Genomic DNA, 22,286 nt, shown 5'->3' with positions numbered 1-22,286 from the left:
TATAAAAATTGTCTGCAAATAAAAAAGGCTACCCAAATAGGGTAGCCTTTTTATTAACTTACTGCTGACTAATCAGCAAAGCTATTATTACTTAGCTTTAGGTTTAACTGCTGCTCTAGGCTTAGCCCTAGTAGGCTTAGTTGCTGTTGCAGGTGTTGCTTTAACTTCAAGCTTAAAATCATCCGCTTTTTTTGTAACAGCTGGCTCAACTTTTACTTCAACCTTAGGCTCATCAGTAGCTTTTACTTCAGTAGCCTCAGCTTCAGTAGCTTTAGACTCGGCTGCAACAGGCTCAACAACTTTAACTTTATTAGGGTTAATAACATCGGTTATTTTCAGTTTCACATAACTACCCGGTGCTACCTCTATAGCTTTAAGCTTACCTTTGCTTGGGTCACGTGCTGCCACTTGGCTCGTAGGGTCAGCATATTTATTGCTAGTCGCCCATTCTTGCCAATCTGGCCACCAAGAACCTTCATGCTTATCAGCACCAGCAAACCAAGCATCAGGATTTTCAGCAATCGTCTCGTTAGTCCAGTAACCGTACTTAACCTTATTCGGTGGGTTAACAACGCCTGCAATATGACCAGAACCAGATAATACAAACTTAACAGGACCAGAGTGAACCTGAGCGCCCTTGTAAGTTGATTTCCATTTAGCGATGTGATCTTGAATAGTCGAAATAAAATAAGCCGGTGTTTTAATTTGGCTTAAATCAATCTTAACACCATCCACTTCAATGCCACCTGGCTGAATTAACTTATTATTTAGGTACATATTGCGTAAGTAGAATTTGTGCATTGCTGCCGGCATATTCGTACCGTCAGTGTTCCAATACAGCAGGTCAAATGCAGCGGGACGCTCGCCTTTTAGGTAGTTATTAATGTAAAAAGACCAGAAAAGATCATTCTCACGCAGTAGGTTAAAGCTAAAAGCCATTGCACGGCCATCAAGATAACCTAGCTGATCCAATTTCTTTTCAATACTAACCAAACGTGATTCATTAATAAATACGCTAATTTCACCCGGATCAGAAAAGTCCTGCAAAGTAGCCATATAAGTCACTGATTTAACACGACTAGCTTGATCTTTAGCTGTTAGATAAGCAACGGTTGAAGCGGTTAAAGTACCACCAATGCAATAAGAAAGCAGATTCACATCTGGTTCACCTGTTTGCTCTTTAATCGCATCCATAGCAGCCAAAGGCCCTTGGTGCATATACTCAGCCCAACCATAATCACGCATTTCAGGACCTGGATTAGCCCATGAAATAATAAACACCGTATGACCTTGATCCGTTAACCACTTAACAAGTGAGTTACTTTCACGCAAATCTAAAATGTAGTATTTATTGATCCAAGGTGGGACAACCAATAAAGGCGTTTTGAATTGCTTTTCAGTGGTTGGCTGATACTGAATGAGTTGAATCAGTTTATTTTGAAAAACCACCTGACCCGGTGTTGTTGCAACGTTTTCACCTAAAGTAAACGCAGTGCTATCCGTCATGGTTACATTCAAACCATCGGCACTTTCTTTTAAGTCTCGACCCAGTTGTTCCATACCGTCGATTAAGTTTTTGCCACGCGTTTCTAGCGTGCGGCGAACCACTTCAGGATTGGTAAATAAAGAATTAGAAGGTGAGTTAGCATTGACTAATTGACGGGTGTAAAAATCAACCTGTTGACGTGCTTCATCTTTTAAACCATCTACACCCTGTACAATGTTAAAAACACTACGAGACTGAAGTAGGTAAGTCTGCTTAATAAAGTTATAAACTAAATTTTCAGACCATTCTGGATCAGTAAAACGGCGGTCATCTCTGGCAGGCTCAATAACAGGTTCAACGTCCTTATTACCCAAAATTTCACGTACAGTATTTTGCCATAATTGTGTTTGACCTTGCATCAAGCTCATTTGTTCGTCAAACAACACCATAGGATTAGCCGCTAATTGCTCCCCTAACTGTTGAAAATTTTCACCTATATCATTAAGAACAGATGAAGACGAATCACTAGAACCACCTTCGTTACGGTTTATAAACTGCTTGATTACCGATTTATAGCGCTCATTAGCTTCCGTCATCCATTCAAACATTTCAGCAGAATCAAATGATTCATTACCTGACTGTTGATCGTTAGTCTTTTCGGTCATTAAGCACTTTCCCTTTTATTTATCTACAAAAAAGAGGCTTGTTAGCCCCTTTTTTATTTATTTTAAACGCTTGGAGCTTTAGCTAGTAATCGATATTACTTGCTAGCTGCTGGCTTAGCATCTGCTGCTGACTTAGTTGCTTTACCTTCAGCCGCTTTATTAAAAGCTTGAGCACGAGATTCTTCCATGATTTTTTCAATTTCAGCTTTAAACTCCATGCTCATGTCAGCCATAGTTTTAGCATCTTCAAGTACTTTTTTGCTCAAAGTGCTCATCATTTCAGCTTGGGCTGTGCTGTAATCACGAACGCTGTCAGCATCTTTAACTTCAGTTGCCTGCTTCATTTGGGTTAAACCCATATGGCTATAAGCTTTTAGAGCTTCTAGTTGAAAATCAGTCATTTTTTCCATATTTTCAACTAACAATGCATTAATTTTACGCATTGGGTTATACATATTTTTAGTTTGTTCAGAAAATGCATTCATCACTTTGTCTTGCATTGTTTTATCTTGCATCATTGTTACTCTCCAAAGTTACATTTTATTTCAGAGTTTAAACTCTGTTTAAGTTTTGTATAGATAAAAGTTCTATACGCTAAATTTATACATTTAATTACATTGCAACTCTTATTCTTTGAGTGCAATTTATATTATAGCATTTGGTTAATTACTTTTGTGCTAGTTTACTAAATAAGATATTTTGTCAAACTTTTAGCTCTTATTTTGACCATAGCTTGACATTAAGTCCATCATCATTTTTTGGTAGCTATTGACTGAATCAAAGCTTTGTGAAAAGTAAGGCTTGATAAGAGACAAGGCATCGTAACCTTCAACACCTGCATCCATTTGTTCAGCTATTTTTCTCATTAACTCTTCCTGAAAATGCTGAACATCGGGCAAGCCCATTGCTTTACGAAATTCTTCAGGAGTTATATCAAATTCAACATTGATCTTCACTAGCATACTCCACGTAAGTTTTGAATTATTTAACTATCTATACTAAGCAGTATGGCATATACAATACAAGTGCAAAATAAGACTCTAGCCTGATACTTGACCAAAAACTAAAATATGCATAAAAAAACTAAATAACACTAGCAGGAATAATAGGTGTTAATTGTACAACACCAGCATTTTGCCCTCTATGTCGCAATAAGTGATCCATCAGTACAATGGCCAACATGGCTTCAGCAATAGGTGTTGCACGAATACCAACACATGGATCATGACGGCCGGTTGTGATCACTTCGCAAGGCTGACCCTGAAAATCTATACTGCGTCCCGGCAGGTGCAGGCTGGAGGTAGGTTTAAGCGCAATGCTGACTTCGATGCTCTGACCACTGGAAATCCCACCCAGCACACCACCGGCATGATTACTTAAAAAACCTTCAGGAGTGATTTCATCACGATGCTCAGTACCTTTTTGTTCCACACAGGAAAAACCGGCACCTATTTCGACTCCCTTAACTGCATTAATAGACATCATGGCATGGGCAATATCAGCATCCAAGCGGTCAAAAACCGGCTCGCCTAACCCCGGTGGCACGCCCGTTGCCACAACCTGTAGTCTAGCACCAATCGAATTGCCTTCTTTGCGCAGAACCTTCATGTAGCTTTCCATTTCGGGCACTTTATCGGGGTCCGGACAGAAAAAATCATTTTTTTCTATTTCTTCCCAAATCAATCGCTCTGCTTTAATTGGCCCTAGTTGTGACAAATAGCCGCGCACTTCAACACCGAGGGTTTCTTTCAGGTATTTTTTTGCAATCGCACCGGCTGCAACACGCATGGCTGTTTCACGGGCAGAACTACGACCACCGCCCCGATAATCACGAATGCCATACTTTTGCTGATAAGTGTAATCAGCATGTGCTGGCCGGAATTGCTCTTTAATTTTACCGTAATCTTTAGAGCGCTGGTCAGTATTTTTTATCAATAAACCTATTGGTGTACCTGTTGTTTTACCTTCAAAAACACCAGAAAGAATTTGCACCTGGTCTGCTTCACGACGCTGAGTAGTATGTTGACTGGTTCCAGGTTTACGACGGTCTAAATCTAGCTGTAAATCGGCTTCAGTTAATGCCATACCCGGCGGACAACCATCAATAATAGCGCCCAAGGCTAGGCCATGACTTTCACCAAAGGTGGTGACAGTAAAAAGTTTTCCAAAGGAATTGCCCGACATAATGTTATTTCCGTTAGCTGTTCAAATAAATCAATAACTGCAAACCGCATCAAAATCAGCTTGAAATTCATCCAGTTGCTCGGCTGTAAGCACAAAAACACCCCGTGCATCCGATTCAAATTCTACCCATAAAAAAGGCACGTGTGGAAAAGTGGCTTCTAGGTGTTTTTCACTATTGCCCACTTCAACCACCAGCAATCCATCATTATTAAGGTACTGCCTTGCTTGGGCTAAAATAATTTTTACTAAATCTAAACCATCATCACCTGCAGCTAACGCCAGTTCTGGCTCTTGGTGGTATTCTTCTGGCATTGCGGCTAAATCTTGTGCATCAACATAAGGTGGATTACTCACAATTAAATCAAATTTATCATTGGCTTCTAAACCAGTAAATAAATCAGAAGCAAGAGCAGTAACACGCTGCTCTAAATGGTGACGCACAATGTTTTTTCTAGCAACGTCTAAAGCATCTTGCGAGATATCGCTCAATACCACTTCAGCGGTTGGAAAAGCATAGGCGCAAGCAATACCAATACAGCCACTGCCAGTACAAAGGTCTAAAATTTTAGCCGGTGGCTGCGTTTCATCAAACCAAGGTTCAAAACAATTAACAATGAGTTCAGCAATAGGTGAACGCGGAATAAGCACCCGTGCATCAACGTTAAAAGGCAAGCCTGCAAACCAACTTTCACCTAACAAATAAGGCAGTGGTGTACGCGTTTCGCAACGCTGCTTAATTAAGTCAATTAATTTTTCACGCTCTAACTGAGTTAAACGTGCATCTAACAAACGTTCATCAGTATCAGAAGGAAGGTGTAAACTGCCTAAAACCAAGTGCAGTGCCTCATCCCAAGCATTATCAGTACCATGCCCATAATAGAGGTGGTTTTTATTAAAATTAGTCAATGCCCAACGTACAAAATCGCGTAGGGTTTGTAATTCTTGAACCAACGAAGTGGTGGTTTGATTGGTAATTGGACTCATCGCTGCGTAGTTTCCTAAATTGGCGTGTTAATATCCATCAAGTTTAACATAAGGAGAAAAAAGTGAGTCTTGAGAATGATCCTAACGACGATCATAATTTATTTCGTGCATTAATGAAGGGGGTTCGACCCGTCAAACAAAACCTTGCTGATACGGGAAAACCGCGTAAAGTTGAAAACATTAATCACCTAACTCGCCGCCAAGCTGCGACTAGCGAATCGAATGCTTTAACAGATTTAGGCATTTCTGATGGCCAAGTAAAACCCGTTAATCCTGGAGAAAATTTAACGTTTCATGTGCCTGATCTGCCATTACGCACTTTTCAAGAATTAAAAAAAGGTCTATTAAGCTGGCAAGAAGGTTTAGACCTACACGGTTTTACGATAGAAAATTCACGTGCTGCTTTAAGTGAATTTATTCGTGACGGACACCGATCAGCTAGTCGTTGCTTATTAGTCGTGCATGGCAAGTCTTATAACCGTGAAGGTGAAGTGCCTAGTATTAAGTCACACGTTAACGTTTGGCTTAGACAAATGCCTGAAGTGTTAGCTTTTTGCTCTGCTTTACCCAAAGATGGTGGCACAGGAGCGCTTTATATATTGTTACGAACCCGCAAAGCAGTAACATTCAAATAGCTAACCTTATTTGGCACAACACACAAAATCATTCACGAAAGCAGACTTCCACAACAAAATCACCACTTTCAACATGAAAGGGTATTAAAATTTTTGGCCCATGAACACTGTGTAAAATTTTATGCCCTTCACCGACAAAAGTTACTGGTTGCGAAAGGTAAAAGTTAAAACCGGATTCAGACAAAATTGTTTTCGCACCACCTGATACTATGTTAGTAATCTCACCCACTAGATCACACACGGTATCGTCTATCTTAGTCGGATGATCACCTAACATTCGTGTTACTAAATCAATCGCAACTGGCTCAGAAAAGCTTATCGCCATAGAACCAGCCGTGTGTTCACCCATTAAATCTATAAATCCAGTCACCACACCTCGGGCAACGTTATCTTCTTTTAATACTGGCTTACCCACTTGCGGGTGCAAGTCACACATAGTCCGCAACACATTAATCATGGCATGAAGAAAAGGGTTAATAAAATCCGCGCGCATAGAAACAGTCCTACAATAATAGATTAAACGTAAAGCTTACCGTAAAGAAATTACAAAAGGGAGGTATAGTTAAAAAGCTTTGACTGATAAAAGTATAAAAACAACAAGCTTACGTTTACGTCAACTGCCTCTAGTGCTATGTTAGCCTATAAAATTCATTAAATATAACAAAAACTAGGAGGCTCTCATGCCTGTTAATCAACCCCTTTGGCAACCTTCCGCTGCTAGTATTGCTGCTAGTCCTTTAACTGCTTTTATACAGCAGGTGAATGAAGGTTACCAACAACAACTTACCAGCTATGAAGACCTATTTCAGTGGAGTAATGCTAATTCTGCCGAGTTTTGGGCTCAGGTTTGGGAGTTTGGTGGTGTGGTTGCTGCTGAACAAGGCAGCCAAGCCTTAGTAGATGCTCACAAAATGCCTGGTGCACGTTGGTTTCCTGAAGCTAGATTAAACTTTGCTGAAAACTTGCTAAAGTTTCGTGATGATCGCCCTGCGATTATTTCTTTGCATGAAAATGGTCAGCGCACGGCTTTAACCCATGCTGAACTTTATACGCAAGTGGCACAAATTGCCGCTGGCCTACAAAAAGCCGGTGTAAAACCGGGTGATAGAGTGGCTGGTTTTGTACCCAACTGCCACTACGCACTAATTGCTATGTTAGCAGCAACTAGCTTGGGTGCTATCTGGTCGTCTTGCTCACCCGACTTTGGCTTTAATGGTGTGCTTGATAGATTCGGACAAATTCAACCTAAATTCTTATTTGCGACCGATGGTTATTTATATAACGGTAAGCGCATTAACAGCCTGCCTTTAGTGGCTGAAATTGTTGAATCTTTGGATGATTTACAACAAGCGATTATTTTCCCTTACTTAGAGACCAGCCCAGATATTAGCAGCATTAAAAAAGCCTGCCTGTGGGATAATTTTAAAATTGCCGAAGCCCAAGAAATTGAGTTTGCTCAGCTGCCTTTTAATCACCCGCTGTATATTATGTATTCCTCCGGCACTACTGGCGTGCCTAAGTGCATCGTACATTCCACCGGCGGTACTTTATTACAACACCTTAAAGAGCACCTTTTACACACCAGCCTAACCCGTGATGACACTCTGTTTTATTACACCACCTGCGGTTGGATGATGTGGAACTGGCTAGTCACTGGCCTAGCAGCGGGCGCAGCCTTGGTGCTTTTTGATGGTTCGCCCTTTGCGCCAGCGCCTAAAGCCCTGTGGGATATGGCAGAAAATGAAGGCGTAACAGTTTTTGGTACCAGCGCTAAATACATAGCCGCTTGTGAAAAAGCCGGTTTAACGCCCGGTTCTACGCATAATTTATCTAAGCTACGTGCCATTCTTTCTACTGGTTCGCCTTTATCACACGAATCGTTTGATTACGTGTACCGTGATATTAAGCAAGATTTACTGCTTGCTTCTATTTCTGGCGGCACCGATATCGTTTCCTGCTTTGCGCTGGGCTGCCCTATTCGCCCTGTGTACCGTGGGCAACTTCAAGCCCGTGGTTTAGGCATGGCGGTACAAGTTTTTAATGATGCGGGCCAGCCGGTTATAGAAGAAAAAGGCGAGCTAGTTTGTACCCAGCCCTTCCCTTCTATGCCAATTGGCTTTTGGAATGATGAAGACGGTAGCAAGTACCAAGCTGCTTACTTTGATCGCTTCGACAACATTTGGGCGCACGGCGATTATGCAGAAATTACTGCTGAAGACGGCATGATTATTCATGGTCGATCCGATGCCGTGCTTAACCCAGGCGGTGTGCGTATTGGTACAGCAGAAATTTACCGTCAGGTAGAAAAAGTAGACGAAGTGTTAGAAGCGCTTTGCATAGGTCAAGAATGGAAGGACGATGTGCGAGTGGTACTTTTTGTGCGCATGAAGGAAGGTTTTACACTGGATGATGAAATCTGCAAGCGCATTCGAGACACAGTGAAAGCTGAAACCACGCCACGCCACGTACCTAGCAAAATTATTCAAGTTGCTGATATTCCACGCACTTTATCGGGCAAAATTGTAGAGCTAGCGGTTAGGGAAGTGGTGCATGGTCGCCCTGTTAAAAACCAAGATGCTTTAGCCAACCCAGAAGCTTTAGCCTTATTTGCAGACTTACCCGATTTGCAAAAATAGCCTAACTAAAACTAAGCCCATAAAAAAACCGGAGATTAATCTCCGGTTTTTTTATGCAGCTAGTAATTCAATTAAACACGTTCAAAAATAGTTGCCACACCCTGCCCCATACCAATACACATGGTCGCTAGGCCAAGGGTTGCATCTTTTTGCTGCATCACATTAAGTAGCGTGGTGCTAATACGTGTACCCGAACAACCCAGTGGGTGACCTAAGGCAATTGCGCCACCGTTTAGGTTAACCTTCTCGTCCATCTTGTCGATCAATTTAAGGTCTTTCAGCACTGGTAAACCTTGCGCTGCAAAGGCTTCGTTCAATTCAACAATATCAATATCGTCAATGGTTAAACCTGCTGCTTTAAGCGCCTGCTTGGTTGCAGGAACAGGGCCATATCCCATAATGGAAGGATCACAGCCAGCAATACCCATAGAAAGCACTTTAGCAATTGGCTTAAGACCTAATGCTTGCGCTTTTTCATAGCTCATCATTAACATGCCTGAAGCACCCACTGACAAGGCTGAGGAAGTACCTGCCGTGACAGTACCGCTGCGTGGGTCAAACACTGGCTTAAGCAGCGACAAGCTTTCTACCGTGGTTTCAGGACGAATTACTTCATCTTTAAGAATCAGTTTTAAGCGACCTTCAGCATCGTGGCCTTCTACACCAATGATTTCGTTATCAAAACGACCATTGATAGAAGCCTCATGAGCTAAACGGTGTGAACGTGCGCCCATTTCGTCTTGCTGCTGACGGGTAATACCGTGCATTTTACCGAGCAATTCAGCGGTTAAGCCCATCATCATGGCTGCTTTAGCATTTTGCATACTGGCCGAAGGGTTAACATCAACACCATGCATCATGTTAACGTGCTCCATGTGCTCTACACCGCCGACTAGGTAAATATCACCTAAGCCCGCTTTAATGTTAGCGCCAGCAATATGAATGGCGCTCATGGAAGAGCCGCACAAACGGTTAACGGTTTGCGCCGGAACGCTTTTAGGAATGTCGGTCAAAATAGCCGCATTACGGCCTACGTTATAACCTTGTTCTAGCGTTTGGTTAACACAACCCCAAATAATGTCATCAATTTCAGCGGGGTTTAAACCCGCGTTACGCGTTAATAATGAACGCATAATATCGGCGGATAATTCTTCAGCACGCACATTGCGAAAAGCACCATTTTTGGCCTTAGCCATAGCGGTACGTACACCATCGACGATTACGATATCACGTGGTTGCAGACTCATTGTTCTTCTCCTGAATTCGGTGACAAAACCTTAGTTATAAAATTGTTCGTTATTGGCAGCCATAGCACGTAGCTTATCGGTCGGCGCATAAAGCGGACCTAGCTCTGCTAAAGAATCAGCCAAATCAACAAAGGCTTGCACACCCATGGCATCTATGTAACGTAGCGCACCACCACGGAAAGGCGGGAAACCTATACCGTAAATTAACGCCATATCTGCTTCGGCAGGTGTACCCACAATATTATCTTCTAGGCAACGCACCGTTTCTAAGCAAAGAGGAACCATCATACGGGCGATAATCTGCTCATCCGTTAGTTCTTCATTGGCTTTTACTAAAGGCTGAATTAGCGCATCAGTGGTTTCATCATTTTTCTTCTGTGGCTTACCCTTACGGTCTTCTTCGTACTTATAAAAACCCGTCGAGTTTTTCTGACCTAAACGGCCAGCATCGTACATAGCATTCAGTACAGTTTTGCCTTCACGCTTCATACGGTCAGGGAAGCCTTCAGCCATAACATCATTCGCATGAACGGCTGTGTCTAAACCCACCACATCTAACAAGTAAGCAGGACCCATAGGCCAGCCAAAATTTTCCATGACTTTATCAACACGGCGAAAATCTGCGCCCTGTTCAACTAGGCCAATAAAACCACCAAAGTAAGGAAACAAAATACGGTTAACTAAAAAGCCTGGGCAGTCATTCACAACAATGGGGGTTTTACCCATTTGCTTAGCGTAGGTCACTGTTGCCGCTATGGCTTTTTCAGATGACTTTTCGCCACGAATCACTTCCACCAAAGGCATACGGTGCACAGGGTTAAAAAAGTGCATACCACAGAAGTTTTCTGGGCGCTTTAGGTTTTTAGCTAGGCTGTTAATTGAAATGGTTGAAGTGTTAGAAGCAATAATCGCATCCTCAGCCACATGGTTTTCTAGCTCTGCTAAAACAGTTGCTTTAACCTTGGCATTCTCTACCACCGCTTCAACGGTTAGCTCTACATCACCAAAATCACCGTAAGAAAGCGTAGGACGAATACGGCCTAAAGCTTCTGCCATTTGTTCAGCAGTAATGCGTTTGCGCTTTAGCTGGCCACCTAGCAATTTACTGGCTTCTTTTAATCCTAGCTGAAGGGCAGCTTCGTTAATGTCCTTCATCATAATCGGCGTACCTTTAGAGGCCGACTGATAAGCAACACCACCACCCATAATACCGGCACCCAAAACGGCTGCCTTCTTAACCGGATCAACCTGTTTTTGATAGGCTGCGGCTTTTTTCTTAACTAGCTGGTCATTTAAGAACAAGCCAACCAAGTTATAGCAAACATCCGTTTTAGCCATTTTTGCGAAGGTTTTAGCTTCCACTAGCTGCGCTTTTTCACGAGAAGCCGTGGCACCTTTTTGAATGGCTTTAATGGCTTCAACAGGCGCTGGGTAATGAGGGCCTGCTTTGCCTGCTACAAAACCCTTGGCCGTTTCAAACACCATCATGGATTCAATAGGGTTCAGTTTTAGCGGTGCTTTTTTCTGTTCACGACGCGCTTGCCAATCTAAGTTGCCCGCTTGAGCTTCAGCTAGAATATCTAAGGCTGCATCCCTTAGGTTTTCTTTACTCACCACCGCATCGGCAGCACCCATTTTAAGCGCAACATCGGCACGGTTTTCAGTACCACCAGCAATCCACTCAATGGCGTTATCGGCACCAATCAAGCGTGGCAAACGTACACAACCACCCCAGCCTGGCACTATGCCTAGCTTGGTTTCTGGTAAGCCAATTTTTGCGGTATCAGCCATAACACGAAAGTCAGTGGTGAGTAGCATTTCACAACCACCACCTAAGGCTAGGCCGTTAATTGCGGTCACAGTAGGAAAGGGTAAATCTTCAATGCTATTAAATAATTCGTGAACCTTTAGGTTCATTTCAACTAGGAATTCTTCGGTTTCACCAAAAATGCCATGAAACTCAGTAATGTCAGCACCAACAATAAAGGCTTCCTTGGCGCTACTCATTAGCAAACCTTTAACACCGGTTTTTGCTTTAATTGCAGCAACAGCTTCACCTAATTCTTTAATGGTGGGAGTGCTGAGTACGTTAACTGCTTCACCTTGGCGATCAAAAATTAGTTCTACAATTCCGTCACTATTTTTGTCTGTAAGGGCGTGTACCTGAATGGCTTTACCTTGGTAAATCATCGTGTGATCTCCAGCTTTTTGTTGTAGAAAAACTTATCTGGCACTGCATATTTGCTATCAAGCAAAAATTCATACAGCCGTTTGAACTGAGGTTAAGATTCGACCATTCAACAGAAGTTGTCAAGCAACTTGAACCATTACAAGCCACCAATTTCTTTATCAACGCCTAAAAATAATTACTAATCCCAATATAATCAGTCAGTTATTAAATTCATCGAATCAATTATCAACATTCTATTGACTTCTAAAGACGCTTGGTCTAATTTAACCCAATATTAATTAGACCGACCGTCTAATAATTGAGGATAGAATGATAAAATCACCAGTAAAACGTAAGCCGGGTCGACCCAAAAAAAATTCTGATACCGTTTTTTTAGACACGCGTGAAGAATTGATTAAAGCCGGTTTAGCTGCATTAACTATAAAAGGTTACTCAAGTACGGGTATCGACGAAATTTTAAAAGTAGTCCAAGTACCCAAAGGCTCGTTTTATCACTATTTTGATAACAAAGAGGCTTTTGGAACAGAGTTAATTGAAGCTTATGGTCAGTATTTTGCTAAAAAACTAAGTCATTGGTTTTATGATACCGATACCAGCCCCTTAAACCGCCTGCTGGCTTTTATAGCCGATGCAAAAAAAGGAATGCAGAAATTTGAATACCAAAGGGGTTGTTTAATTGGCAACCTTGGGCAAGAAATGGTGGCACTGCCTGAAGGGTTCAGAAAGCAGCTCATACAGGTATTTAACGACTGGGAAATGAAAACAGCACACTTACTGGATGAAGCCAAAGCTGCCGGTGAAATTGCTAAAACGATTAACACCGCACAAATGGCCTATTATTTTTGGGTGGGTTGGGAAGGCGCGGTGCTTAGAGCCAAACTTGAACAATCTGGTGAACCTTTAGATCTTTTTACAAGCGGGTTTATAGCACTAATTAAACCTACGCCACATTAAAATCTAAGTCACCTTAACTTTTAACCTCTCAATGCATTAAATAAAGACTAAAAAAAACAGGAGATTAATGATGTTTAAAGCAATTTTAATTGAAGGTAGCAGAAGCGATCAAAAAGTTTCAATTGCATCAGTCAATAGCACGCAACTCCCCGAAGGGGATGTAGATGTTGATGTGGCTTTTTCTACCATCAACTACAAGGATGCGTTAGCAATTACCGGCAAAGCGCCCATTGCCAAGCACTACCCGATGATTCCTGGTATTGATTTTGCTGGCACTGTAACTAACTCTAGTCATGCTGACTTTAAAGTAGGCGACAAGGTTATTCTAAATGGCTGGGGTGTGGGCGAAAAACACTGGGGTGGCTTAGCAGAAAAAGCCCGTGTGTCCGGTGATTGGCTAGTCCCCCTACCCTCCGCTTTTACTACTAAACAAGCTATGGCGATAGGCACCGCTGGCTATACCGCCATGCTCTGCGTTATGGCGCTAGAAAAACACGGACTAAAACCAGAAGACGGCGAAATTTTAGTGACAGGTGCAGCAGGCGGCGTGGGTAGTGTTGCTGTGGCATTGCTAGCAAAGCTAGGCTTTAGCGTAACCGCAGTCACTGGCCGCCCTGAAGAAGCCGTATTTTTAAAATCTTTAGGTGCTAGCACAATTATGGACCGTGCTGAATTAAGCGAACCCGGCAAACCTTTAGCGCGTGAAACTTGGGCAGGTGCCATAGATGTTGCAGGCAGCCATGTGCTTGCCAATGTTTGTGCTGGCATGAAATACCAAGGCGCTGTCGCCGCTTGTGGCCTTGCTGCGGGTATGGATTTTCCATCCAGCGTAGCGCCTTTTATTTTGCGTGGCGTTACCCTTTATGGCATTGATAGCGTTATGGCGCCCAAAAGTAAACGCTTAGAAGCTTGGCAACGCCTCGCTGAAGTTTTAGATATTTCCTTACTAGACAGCCTAACCACAGAAGTCGCTTTTGATGACGTGATTAACGCCGCTGGTCAACTAATGGAAGGCAAAGTCAGAGGCCGAATTGTAGTGCCAATTCAAGCTTAATTACTCATTAAAATTAATAACTAACAACGCCAATAAATAAGGATTCAATATGAGCAAAGCAACAGAATTACCCATTAGCCGCTTCCCAACGCCTTCTCTTGATTCCATGCCGGAAGATGTACGCAATAGAATTTTAGATGTTCAGGAAAAATCGGGCTTTATCCCCAATGTTTTTTTAGTGTTGGCTAATCGTCCGGCTGAATTTCGTGCTTTTTTTGACTACCACGATGCGTTAATGGAAAAAGACAGCAACCTAACCAAAGGTGAGCGTGAAATGATCGTCGTCGCTACCAGTGGTTTAAATCAGTGCCAATACTGTGTTGTTGCCCACGGTGCAATTTTACGTATTCGTGAGAAAAACCCACTGATTGCCGATCAAATTGCAGTTAATTACCATAATGCTGATATCACCCCTCGACAAAAAGCCATGCTAGATTTTGCTGTTAAAGTATCGCAAACGGCTCAAGAAGTCAGTGATGCGGATATTAACGAACTAAAACAACATGGCTTTGATGATGAAGATGTTTGGGATATTACGGGCATCTCTGCTTTCTTTGGTTTATCTAACCGCATGGCCAATGTCACCGCCATGCGCCCTAATACCGAATTTTATTCTTTAGGGCGTTAAAAACTAGGGCGTTAAAAGCTTAGGGTGGTTAGCTTCAAGGCAACCACCCTAGCAGGGCACACCAGAATGAAACCTAAATTTAGTATCGGGGCTTTGAATTAGCTGCTGTTCTATCGCTAACAAACTAGCCACTCTGGGTGCAATAGGCTCGTCTGTGTAAAGTTCAGCTAGGTATAAATAGCCTTCAAAATGCCGCGCTTCAGCTTTAATAAGCGAGCAATAATAACCAGCAAGCGCCACTTCACCTTGGGTGACTAAACCAGGAACCAGTGCCGCAAAGCGTTCGCAAGAACGGGCTTCAATAATGGCACCTATAATTAATGCATCAATAAAATGGCCGAGTTCACTGGTTCTTAGGTGTTTAAAAATTTTACCGGCATAACGACCCGGTGCTATATTTTGGTAAGTAATGCCACGCTCACGCAGCAGGTTTATCACTTGCTTAAAATGCGTCAACTCCTCTCTCGCCAAGGCAGTCATTTTGTCTAGCAGCTCGTCATATTGCGGATAACGGTGCATTAAGCTAATGGCCGTTGAAGCCGCTTTTTTTTCACATAAAGCATGGTCAATTAAAACCACATCAAGGTTTTTTAAAGCGTAATCCACCCAAGCTTGAGGCGTAACACACAACAAAAAAGCATCGATTTCTGGAATAGCAGGTATTTCTATACCGAGTGTTTCTATACTGGATGTTTCAATAACGCTCATAAAATTAATCTTCTTAAATTAATCAAATAAAGTCGGCTCTTTAGGTTTAAACGTTAACGCCAGCAGTTGTTCTTGCAAACTAACCACGTCTAAAGATGAACCTGTAATAAAAGGCTGGCCTGCTATCAATTCTAAACGGGAATCACGTCGATAGGTAATCGGCTGCGTCACTAGCTCTAAACCTACTTTATTAAAACTACGCCACTGCTTAGTTCCCACACGAAACACACCTTTAATTCTAAGCAAGTTTTGCTGCTGATCTACCCATTGATAAAGCTTGTCTTCATCAAAAGCATCGTCACGATGAAATACCCAACCCACAGAAAAAGCACCCAAACCTTCCCCTTGCTGGCAAACAGGCTTACCCACTTCAGGCAAGGCTAAAAAAGCTAAACCTGTAGTTTGTGGTGCTAAAAAATTGGCTTTAGGATGATGACTAGGCGTGGTTTTTGGTTTGGTTTGCTGGCTAATTAACTGGGCGGCAGAATCTAAAACACTCAGCGGCAACTCACCCTTTTCACAGGTTAATAAAGCCAACTTAGGTGGAAACATCTGCTGGGCTTCTGCTAAGGCTTTTTGGGTTTGCGCTGGGCTAGCAAGGTCAATTTTATTAAAAACCAAAATATCGGCTAAAGCGATTTGGTCTTGAAAGGTTTCATGCGCCACCACTTTGGGGTCATTTAATAAACGAGGGTCAACCAAGGTGACTAATGGGCGCAGTTCTAGCACTTCATTAAATTGTCCGCCAGTTAGTAAATCAATAATGCCAGCTGGGTGGCCTAAACCCGTGGGTTCAATAATCAATCGGTCGGGTTTAAAGCGTTGTAAAAGGTTAATCAGGGTGACAGAAAGGGTTAAACCCAAAGCACAACAAATGCAGCCGCCGGGTAATTCTTTAATTTGTAAATCTTCACCGGCTTCTAACAGGCTGGCATCTACCCCAATTTGCCCAAACTCATTCACCACCAACGCCCAGCGTTCACCTTCTGGCTTGTTTTTAATTAAATGATTGATTGCCGTTGTTTTACCAACACCTAAAAAACCGCTAATCAAGTGAACAGGTACTTTTTTGATGAGTTGTGTATTTTCAGAAGTGCTCATAAGGCTTTTTTACCGTCTACTTTTTCTCTATCTAACAACTGTTGTTTCATCGCTAAGCCAAAGGCAAAACCACCTAAGCTGCCATCGCTACGTAAAATACGGTGGCAGGGTACTAAAAAAGGGATGGGATTAGCACCACAAGCACTACCTATGGCTCTGACTGCTTTAGGCTTACCCACTTTAGCTGCTAACTGGCTGTAGCTGAGTGTTTCACCTTTGGAGATATTTAATAAAGCCGACCAAACCGTCAGCTGAAAAGGCGTGCCTTGTAAATCTAGCGGCAGGTCTTTAATTAAGGCAGAATTCACTAAAGCCGCACTAATACGCTGCGACCAACTTATACGTTGCCCAGCCGATAAAGGTTCTATTCTAGCTAAAGAAAACGCAGCTAGCTGTTCAGCAAAGTCAGCATCATTAAAAAAAGGCTCAAGCGCAACTAATCCTTTAGGGCTAACTAAAATAATGGCTTTAAAGTCTGGCAGCTGAATTTCTGCCCAGCTAAGCAATTCACCTTGCAATAAAGCTATGTTAATCATCTGCCGCCCCCTTACACATAAATAGTATGACTAGAAGATTAACAAAAAAGCCCCACCTAGGTGGGGCTAAATTACTACAGAGTGATACAGCTTTTACTAGTGGAGAAAACTTATTTCATCGAGATAGTGGTGTTCACACCTTCTGAAATACTGTCTGGCTGGAACCAACGCTCGGTTACTGTCTTGCTGTGTGTCCAGAACTTCACTGCTTCTTTACCATTAGGGCCTAATGGACCTAAACGTGAAGCACGTGAACCAGTGAAACTAAAGTAAGCAACAGGCACAGGAATTGGCATATTAATACCCACCTGACCGACATCGATTTCATTTTGGAACTTGTGTGCAGCCCAACCCGAAGCGGTAAAAATTGAAGTGCCGTTACCATTTTCGTTGGCATTAATGTAAGCAATCGCATCGTCTAGCGTTTCAACACCCACGACACAAAGTACTGGACCAAAAATTTCCTGTGAATAAATATCCATATCAGGTGTAACGTCAGTAAACACCGTTGCACCAACAAAGTTACCCTTCTCATAGCCTTTAACCACTGGGTTACGGCCATCTAGGGCTAGGGTTGCACCTTGAGCAACACCAGAATCAATCAGCTTAACAATTTTGTCTCTTGCTTGAGGCGAAACCACTGGGCAAACGTCAACCGTTACGTCGGTACCCGGGCCAACTTTCATTGTCTTGGAACGCTCAACAATATCGGCTGACCATTCGCGTGCTTCACCCACTAAAATAACCACTGGGTTAGCCATGCAGCGCTGACCTGCTGCACCAAACGCAGAACCTAACAAGGCATCAATCGCTTGATCTTTATTCGCATCAGGCAGAACAACTGCGTGGTTTTTAGCACCCATCATGCACTGAGCACGCTTACCAGCACGACCAGCGTGGTCATAAATAATTTTACCAACATGGCTAGAACCAATGAAGGATACTGCTTTAATGTGCTCGTGTTCACATAAACGCTGCGCCACTTCTGGGCCACCATGAACAACGTTAAGTACACCAGGTGGTAAGCCCGCTTCGTGCGCTAGCTCTACTAAACGTAGGCTTGAAGTAGGATCTTGCTCTGATGGTTTCAGTACAAAAGTATTACCCGTTGCAATGGCAATCGGGAACATAAAGCAAGGCAACATAATCGGGAAGTTAAAAGCCGTAATACCTGCGCCCACACCTAATGGCTGCTTTAACGTGTAAACATTAACGCCAGTGGCTACGTTTTCAGCCATTTCGCTGATTTGTAGTGAAGGAATAGAGCAAGCGTGTTCAATAACTTCTAAACCACGACCCACTTCGCCTTCAGCATCGGGCAAAGTTTTACCGTGTTCTTCAGTAATTAAAGCCGCTAACTCTTTAACATTTTCACGCACTAACTGTTGAAATTTCAACATAATACGCATACGCGCAGCTAGTGAAGTGTTGCGCCATGTTTTGAAGGCTTCGTTAGCATTTTCAATCGCTGCATCCACTTCATCTAGCGTACAAAAAGGCACGCGTGCCACAACTTCTTGCGTTGCAGGGTTAAGCACATCGCGCCAGTCAGTTGACTTAGAGATTACTTCTTTACCACCAATAATCATCGGGATTTGACGTAGGGTCATGGCATACCTCTCGTTTTAGTTATTTGTTTTAGTTATTCATTATTTAAAAGCTTAGTATTGAATTGCTTGGTTAGCATCTTAGACACCCTTATCCCTGCTTGACAAGCTACCCAAGTGCAAGGCAGGCTTGCAAAAATGCAATGCTGTTGTTTAGTAACCCCTTAGCCAGAAAAAAGGTTTTGATATGGACTGGGATGATATACGAATTTTTTTAGAATTAGCCCGTACAGAAAAGCTAAGTGAAGCCGCCAAGCGCTTGCGTATCAACGCCTCAACCGTATCGCGCCGCTTGCATCGCTTAGAAACACAACTAGAAGTACAGCTATTTGAACGCAGTCCAGAAGGGCATTTGCTGACTAGCCAAGGTCAATTATTATTAGCAACCGCAAGGCAAATGGAACAACAAGCTTTGACTGCCAGTGAAATTCTGCAAGGACTCGGTGAAGAACGCATAGGCTCGGTAAGAATTGGTTCAACTGAAGGTTTTGGCAGTTTTTTTATCACGCCTAAATTAAGTGGATTTTGCCGCCAGAACCCCCGCCTAGTGGTCGAACTGTTACCCATGCCTCGCTTTGTAAAGCTGACGCGCCATGAAGCAGATATGGCCGTAACCATTGAACGCCCAAGGCACACCAGCCTAGTAGTTACTAAATTATGCGACTACCGGCTTAAACTTTATGCCACCGATGCTTATTTAAAAGAAGCACCCCAAGTTAACCAAATTGAAGACTTAAACCAGCACCGCTTAATTGGCTACATTGACGATTTAATGTTCACCGACCAGCTTAATTATATGGATAGGTTACTGCCCGATGCCCAGCCAGCGTTTCGTAGCACCAGTGTTATTTCACAATTCTCAATGGCAAAAGCAGGTTTAGGCGTGGCAATTTTGCCTTGTTTTATGGCCAAAGAAGCACCTGAGTTAAAGCCTGTTTTAGAAGAACAGCTCACCCTAACCCGCAGTTTTTGGTTAGCCGCCCAGCCAGAACGTAAACGCCTAGCTAGGGTTGAAGCAGTATGGTTGGAGTTAAGACGATTAGTAGAAGAACAAGAAGCTTTATTGATGGGGGAAGAGCATTCTGACATTACTCAATAGAACAAATATCAGCCCATTCTTGACTCGCTGGGCCAACCACACACTGGCCATCTTCGCGCAACGCCAAACGTAGATGGCATTTTTTTATTTCATCTTGAAACTCTTGCTTAGGAATGCTTTGTACCGCTTCTATTAGCTTGGTATGAAAAGGAAGTTTTTTGCTAATCAAGGTATAAAAAACCCACTTCCCTTCTTTTTTTGCCGTCACCAAACCAGCTCTTTGCAAAATTTTTAAGTTACGAGAAACGTTATAGTGCGGCTCACCAAGAACATCCATCGCTTCAGCAACACAAATCCGCTCATCAATTTGTACCAATAACCAAAAAAGCCGCAAACGGTTAGGCTCTGCAATAGCTTTCAAGGCTTCAACATAACGTTCATCCACAGAACACTCCTATAATTTTACGGCTTAAACTGTGGGCTATTATCGCTTGCAGGCTTGTTGGGTCAAGCTTAATCAACATTTAGAGTTTTCTACACGCTTTTCTGCTTTTAGTGCTTTAACTATTAAAACCAAGCCAATAAAAAATACTAAGCCTGAATGGCAAGCATGAAATATACAGAACTTTCCATTGAAGAGCGTGCCACCATTCAGGTGGGCTTAGCCCAAAACTTCAGTTTAAGAGCTATTGCAAGATTGCTTGAACGTCCTCCTTCGACAATTTCTCGTGAAGTTAAACGTAACTCTAGTGCTGGTGCTAGCTACCAAGCACGTAATGCTCAACTGATAAGAAATCACCGCCGTATCCCTTGCCGACCTAAAAAGAAACTCAAGTTAGGTTCTGAATTGTTTGATCTGGTTATTTATTTACTACGTCAAAAGTTTTCACCACAGCAAATTGCAGGTAGGCTTCGTAATATGAAACTACCTGGATACGAAGACACTTACGTGTGCCAAGAAACCATTTACAATGCAATCTATGCGTTGCCTGTGGGCGAACTAAAAAAAGAACTCATCATCTGCCTGCGTCAGGGTAAATCAACCCGTAGGCCACGCGCTGGCGGTGTAGACCGACGCAATCAAATCCCTGAAATGGTCAGCATCCATATGCGCCCACCTGAAATAGAAAGCCGTGTTATACCCGGTCACTGGGAAGGTGACCTTATTAAAGGCAAGATGAATGCTTCAGCTGTTGGTACTTTAGTTGAGCGCACCAGTGGCTACCTTATTTTAGCTAAAATGCGTGATGCAACAGCAACCTCGGCTGTTGAAGGTTTTAGTGCTGCACTTAACCGAATGCCGTTAGAACTACGTAAAAGCATGACCTATGATCAAGGTCGTGAGATGGTAAAACATGCTGAAATCACTCAAAGAACGGGGGTGGCAATCTACTTTTGTGATCCGCACAGCCCTTGGCAGCGTGGTAGCAACGAGAATATTAATGGCTTGATACGCCAATACTTGCCTAAAGGCACGGATTTATCGGGTGTAACGCAAGAAGAGTTGGATGCTATTGCTTACCAGTTAAATATACGCCCCAGACAACGCTTTAATTACGACTGCCCAATCGAAGTCATTACCAAAGTTTTTAAGAAGGAAGTAGAAAACCCAGCTTCAACACACTAGTGTTGCACTCAGAGTTAGCAACCAAGCTTTTAATAACCGGCTGTGCAACAACAAAAATACAAACTCACATCGATCCTGAACATAAGAATAAAACTTATACCAAAATTTTAGTTGATGTACCAAACGCAAATTTTGAGTTCAAAGAGTTGTTGTTTACTAAACTATGCAATGATCTAAGTAAAAGATCTGTAGAGTGTATAACAAAGGATGACCTGTTTCCTCCTACAAGAGAGTATTCAGAACCTAAAGTTTTTGAAATCATTGAGCAGAGTGGTATCGATGGTTGGTTAATCATTGGTATCGGATCAGGTGGCAGTAGTAGCCAGTATATAGGGTCCCAAACATTTGGCTCGGCTACCGTTTACGGCAATACTATTTCAGGTAGCACAAACTCCATGGCAACGTACTCCTATAATCGAAACCAAGGGTATTCGATAACCATGTTTGATATGGAAACAAAGTACAAAGCATTCATCATGGAAGCCAGCACCTCAGCATCAGGCTTAGCAAATATAACTAACACGGTGTTTGCAGAAAGTTTGGCAAAGAAAATAGTCAATGAGATGTTCACTACTGGCTTTATTGAGTAACAAGCTTTAAGAATGTTTACTCCATAGTTTTTAGCTATTACTAGATGGTGGGCTGCTTTTTTGCAATAGTGCACTCTAGCATTACTCAACAGGACAAATATCAGCCCATTCTTGACTCGCCGGGCCAACCACACACTGGCCACTCTTGCGCAACGCCAGGCGTAGATAGCATTTTTTCACTTCATCTTGAAATTCTTGCTTAGGAATGCTTTGTACCGCTTCTATTAGCTTGGTATGAAAGGGACGTTTTTTGCTAATTAAGGTATAAAAAACGTAAGCGCCCTTAAATCAGCACCCTTGCAGAACGGCTACTTAGCTTAATCCAGCTCTACATTCCATGGCAGCAGGGCTTCGAGTTTTTCTAATGTGTCAGCGACAGCTATGCGGTCAAGAATGTGCTTGATGTAGGCTTGT

At 42.7% G+C, this 22,286-nt stretch carries 22 protein-coding genes; 8 read left to right on the top strand and 14 right to left on the bottom strand.

The genetic code is table 11. The features are described from left to right. Nucleotides 1-87: 87 nt before the first annotated feature. The 5 genes from phaC to prmB all read right to left on the bottom strand — a co-directional run bounded on the left by phaC (nucleotide 88) and on the right by prmB (nucleotide 5,319). On the bottom strand, nucleotides 88-2,151 hold the full coding sequence (gene phaC, locus VJY63_RS07450; protein ID WP_324049547.1) for a class I poly(R)-hydroxyalkanoic acid synthase: 2,064 nt from the start codon (nucleotides 2,149-2,151) through the stop codon (nucleotides 88-90). A gap of 95 nt (nucleotides 2,152-2,246) precedes the next feature. Then, nucleotides 2,247-2,669 (bottom strand): phasin family protein, encoded by a 423-nt coding sequence (locus tag VJY63_RS07445; RefSeq protein WP_324049545.1) that lies wholly within the window; start codon nucleotides 2,667-2,669, stop codon nucleotides 2,247-2,249. A 192-nt stretch (nucleotides 2,670-2,861) separates the two neighbouring features. Beyond that, the gene (locus VJY63_RS07440; protein ID WP_414674829.1) at nucleotides 2,862-3,107 is read right to left on the bottom strand and encodes a DUF6489 family protein; all 246 of its coding nucleotides are present in this window, start codon (nucleotides 3,105-3,107) and stop codon (nucleotides 2,862-2,864) included. A gap of 127 nt (nucleotides 3,108-3,234) precedes the next feature. Beyond that, nucleotides 3,235-4,335 carry a chorismate synthase gene (gene aroC, locus VJY63_RS07435; protein WP_324049541.1) on the bottom strand — a complete coding sequence of 367 codons (1,101 nt, stop codon included), beginning with the start codon at nucleotides 4,333-4,335 and terminating at the stop codon, nucleotides 3,235-3,237. A 30-nt stretch (nucleotides 4,336-4,365) separates the two neighbouring features. Then, nucleotides 4,366-5,319, bottom strand: a complete 954-nt coding sequence (gene prmB, locus VJY63_RS07430; RefSeq protein WP_324049539.1) for a 50S ribosomal protein L3 N(5)-glutamine methyltransferase — start codon at nucleotides 5,317-5,319, stop codon at nucleotides 4,366-4,368. 62 nt (nucleotides 5,320-5,381) lie between these two features. Here prmB and VJY63_RS07425 point away from each other — a divergent pair, with 62 nt between their 5' ends. After that, nucleotides 5,382-5,954: a Smr/MutS family protein gene (locus VJY63_RS07425; RefSeq protein ID WP_324049537.1), complete on the top strand. Its 573-nt coding sequence runs from the start codon at nucleotides 5,382-5,384 to the stop codon at nucleotides 5,952-5,954. 28 nt (nucleotides 5,955-5,982) lie between these two features. On the opposite strand, the gene VJY63_RS07420 is transcribed toward VJY63_RS07425, so the two are convergent. Further along, the gene (locus VJY63_RS07420) at nucleotides 5,983-6,447 is read right to left on the bottom strand and encodes a chemotaxis protein CheX (protein WP_324049536.1); all 465 of its coding nucleotides are present in this window, start codon (nucleotides 6,445-6,447) and stop codon (nucleotides 5,983-5,985) included. 187 nt (nucleotides 6,448-6,634) lie between these two features. Between VJY63_RS07420 and VJY63_RS07415 the strand changes: the two genes are divergently transcribed. Next, on the top strand, nucleotides 6,635-8,590 hold the full coding sequence (locus tag VJY63_RS07415; protein WP_324049534.1) for an acetoacetate--CoA ligase: 1,956 nt from the start codon (nucleotides 6,635-6,637) through the stop codon (nucleotides 8,588-8,590). A gap of 71 nt (nucleotides 8,591-8,661) precedes the next feature. Here the strand turns inward: VJY63_RS07415 and fadA are convergent, their stop codons facing one another. Together fadA and fadB are read right to left on the bottom strand one after the other, a co-directional pair. Continuing rightward, nucleotides 8,662-9,837: an acetyl-CoA C-acyltransferase FadA gene (fadA, locus tag VJY63_RS07410; protein WP_324049532.1), complete on the bottom strand. Its 1,176-nt coding sequence runs from the start codon at nucleotides 9,835-9,837 to the stop codon at nucleotides 8,662-8,664. A gap of 30 nt (nucleotides 9,838-9,867) precedes the next feature. Next, nucleotides 9,868-12,027 carry a fatty acid oxidation complex subunit alpha FadB gene (fadB, locus tag VJY63_RS07405; RefSeq protein ID WP_324049530.1) on the bottom strand — a complete coding sequence of 720 codons (2,160 nt, stop codon included), beginning with the start codon at nucleotides 12,025-12,027 and terminating at the stop codon, nucleotides 9,868-9,870. Nucleotides 12,028-12,337: 310 nt separating this feature from the next. Between fadB and VJY63_RS07400 the strand changes: the two genes are divergently transcribed. From VJY63_RS07400 to VJY63_RS07390, 3 genes are all read left to right on the top strand, one after another. Further along, nucleotides 12,338-12,982, top strand: a complete 645-nt coding sequence (locus tag VJY63_RS07400; RefSeq protein ID WP_324049528.1) for a TetR/AcrR family transcriptional regulator — start codon at nucleotides 12,338-12,340, stop codon at nucleotides 12,980-12,982. A 67-nt stretch (nucleotides 12,983-13,049) separates the two neighbouring features. Next, nucleotides 13,050-14,036, top strand: coding sequence for an MDR family oxidoreductase (locus tag VJY63_RS07395; RefSeq protein ID WP_324049526.1), 987 nt, complete (start codon nucleotides 13,050-13,052; stop codon nucleotides 14,034-14,036). 49 nt (nucleotides 14,037-14,085) lie between these two features. Further along, nucleotides 14,086-14,664, top strand: coding sequence for a peroxidase-related enzyme (locus VJY63_RS07390; protein WP_324049524.1), 579 nt, complete (start codon nucleotides 14,086-14,088; stop codon nucleotides 14,662-14,664). A gap of 48 nt (nucleotides 14,665-14,712) precedes the next feature. Here the strand turns inward: VJY63_RS07390 and VJY63_RS07385 are convergent, their stop codons facing one another. From VJY63_RS07385 to VJY63_RS07370, 4 genes are all read right to left on the bottom strand, one after another. Beyond that, the gene (locus VJY63_RS07385) at nucleotides 14,713-15,372 is read right to left on the bottom strand and encodes a tRNA-(ms[2]io[6]A)-hydroxylase (protein ID WP_324049522.1); all 660 of its coding nucleotides are present in this window, start codon (nucleotides 15,370-15,372) and stop codon (nucleotides 14,713-14,715) included. Nucleotides 15,373-15,390: 18 nt separating this feature from the next. Then, nucleotides 15,391-16,473 (bottom strand): GTP-binding protein, encoded by a 1,083-nt coding sequence (locus VJY63_RS07380; protein WP_324049520.1) that lies wholly within the window; start codon nucleotides 16,471-16,473, stop codon nucleotides 15,391-15,393. Further along, nucleotides 16,470-17,009, bottom strand: a complete 540-nt coding sequence (locus VJY63_RS07375; protein ID WP_324049518.1) for a methylated-DNA--[protein]-cysteine S-methyltransferase — start codon at nucleotides 17,007-17,009, stop codon at nucleotides 16,470-16,472. Before VJY63_RS07375 ends, VJY63_RS07380 begins: the two co-directional genes overlap by 4 nt. A gap of 110 nt (nucleotides 17,010-17,119) precedes the next feature. Further along, nucleotides 17,120-18,619, bottom strand: coding sequence for a CoA-acylating methylmalonate-semialdehyde dehydrogenase (locus VJY63_RS07370; RefSeq protein ID WP_324049516.1), 1,500 nt, complete (start codon nucleotides 18,617-18,619; stop codon nucleotides 17,120-17,122). A 184-nt stretch (nucleotides 18,620-18,803) separates the two neighbouring features. Here VJY63_RS07370 and VJY63_RS07365 point away from each other — a divergent pair, with 184 nt between their 5' ends. Beyond that, on the top strand, nucleotides 18,804-19,715 hold the full coding sequence (locus VJY63_RS07365) for a LysR family transcriptional regulator (protein ID WP_324049514.1): 912 nt from the start codon (nucleotides 18,804-18,806) through the stop codon (nucleotides 19,713-19,715). On the opposite strand, the gene VJY63_RS07360 is transcribed toward VJY63_RS07365, so the two are convergent. After that, nucleotides 19,705-20,100, bottom strand: coding sequence for a metalloregulator ArsR/SmtB family transcription factor (locus tag VJY63_RS07360; protein WP_324049512.1), 396 nt, complete (start codon nucleotides 20,098-20,100; stop codon nucleotides 19,705-19,707). The genes VJY63_RS07365 and VJY63_RS07360 overlap by 11 nt on opposite strands. Nucleotides 20,101-20,265: 165 nt before the next feature. Here VJY63_RS07360 and VJY63_RS07355 point away from each other — a divergent pair, with 165 nt between their 5' ends. Next, nucleotides 20,266-21,282 carry an IS30 family transposase gene (locus VJY63_RS07355; protein WP_324049510.1) on the top strand — a complete coding sequence of 339 codons (1,017 nt, stop codon included), beginning with the start codon at nucleotides 20,266-20,268 and terminating at the stop codon, nucleotides 21,280-21,282. Then, on the top strand, nucleotides 21,282-21,872 hold the full coding sequence (locus VJY63_RS07350; protein ID WP_324049508.1) for a hypothetical protein: 591 nt from the start codon (nucleotides 21,282-21,284) through the stop codon (nucleotides 21,870-21,872). The genes VJY63_RS07355 and VJY63_RS07350 overlap by 1 nt, the downstream gene beginning before the upstream one ends. A 317-nt stretch (nucleotides 21,873-22,189) precedes the next feature. On the opposite strand, the gene VJY63_RS07345 is transcribed toward VJY63_RS07350, so the two are convergent. Further along, the coding region (locus tag VJY63_RS07345) for a transposase domain-containing protein (RefSeq protein WP_324049338.1) at nucleotides 22,190-22,286 on the bottom strand (97 nt) is incomplete at its 5' end.

The sequence above is a fragment of the Marinospirillum sp. genome (genome assembly GCF_035271045.1).
In the GTDB taxonomy this organism is placed as follows: Bacteria; Pseudomonadota; Gammaproteobacteria; order Pseudomonadales; family Halomonadaceae; genus Marinospirillum.
The sequence above is the reverse complement of the archived record's forward strand: the minus strand, read 5'-3'. Positions and strand labels throughout refer to the sequence as shown.

What these genes read in the sequence shown, in the direction of transcription:
- phaC (WP_324049547.1), bottom strand. Translation starts at nt 2,151, where the DNA reads ATGACCGAAAAGACTAACGATCAACAGTCAGGTAATGAATCATTTGAT.
- VJY63_RS07445 (WP_324049545.1), bottom strand. Translation starts at nt 2,669, where the DNA reads ATGATGCAAGATAAAACAATGCAAGACAAAGTGATGAATGCATTTTCT.
- aroC (WP_324049541.1), bottom strand. Translation starts at nt 4,335, where the DNA reads ATGTCGGGCAATTCCTTTGGAAAACTTTTTACTGTCACCACCTTTGGT.
- prmB (WP_324049539.1), bottom strand. Translation starts at nt 5,319, where the DNA reads ATGAGTCCAATTACCAATCAAACCACCACTTCGTTGGTTCAAGAATTA.
- VJY63_RS07420 (WP_324049536.1), bottom strand. Translation starts at nt 6,447, where the DNA reads ATGCGCGCGGATTTTATTAACCCTTTTCTTCATGCCATGATTAATGTG.
- VJY63_RS07415 (WP_324049534.1), top strand. Translation starts at nt 6,635, where the DNA reads ATGCCTGTTAATCAACCCCTTTGGCAACCTTCCGCTGCTAGTATTGCT.
- fadA (WP_324049532.1), bottom strand. Translation starts at nt 9,837, where the DNA reads ATGAGTCTGCAACCACGTGATATCGTAATCGTCGATGGTGTACGTACC.
- fadB (WP_324049530.1), bottom strand. Translation starts at nt 12,027, where the DNA reads ATGATTTACCAAGGTAAAGCCATTCAGGTACACGCCCTTACAGACAAA.
- VJY63_RS07400 (WP_324049528.1), top strand. Translation starts at nt 12,338, where the DNA reads ATGATAAAATCACCAGTAAAACGTAAGCCGGGTCGACCCAAAAAAAAT.
- VJY63_RS07395 (WP_324049526.1), top strand. Translation starts at nt 13,050, where the DNA reads ATGATGTTTAAAGCAATTTTAATTGAAGGTAGCAGAAGCGATCAAAAA.
- VJY63_RS07390 (WP_324049524.1), top strand. Translation starts at nt 14,086, where the DNA reads ATGAGCAAAGCAACAGAATTACCCATTAGCCGCTTCCCAACGCCTTCT.
- VJY63_RS07385 (WP_324049522.1), bottom strand. Translation starts at nt 15,372, where the DNA reads ATGAGCGTTATTGAAACATCCAGTATAGAAACACTCGGTATAGAAATA.
- VJY63_RS07380 (WP_324049520.1), bottom strand. Translation starts at nt 16,473, where the DNA reads ATGAGCACTTCTGAAAATACACAACTCATCAAAAAAGTACCTGTTCAC.
- VJY63_RS07375 (WP_324049518.1), bottom strand. Translation starts at nt 17,009, where the DNA reads ATGATTAACATAGCTTTATTGCAAGGTGAATTGCTTAGCTGGGCAGAA.
- VJY63_RS07370 (WP_324049516.1), bottom strand. Translation starts at nt 18,619, where the DNA reads ATGACCCTACGTCAAATCCCGATGATTATTGGTGGTAAAGAAGTAATC.
- VJY63_RS07365 (WP_324049514.1), top strand. Translation starts at nt 18,804, where the DNA reads ATGGACTGGGATGATATACGAATTTTTTTAGAATTAGCCCGTACAGAA.
- VJY63_RS07355 (WP_324049510.1), top strand. Translation starts at nt 20,266, where the DNA reads ATGAAATATACAGAACTTTCCATTGAAGAGCGTGCCACCATTCAGGTG.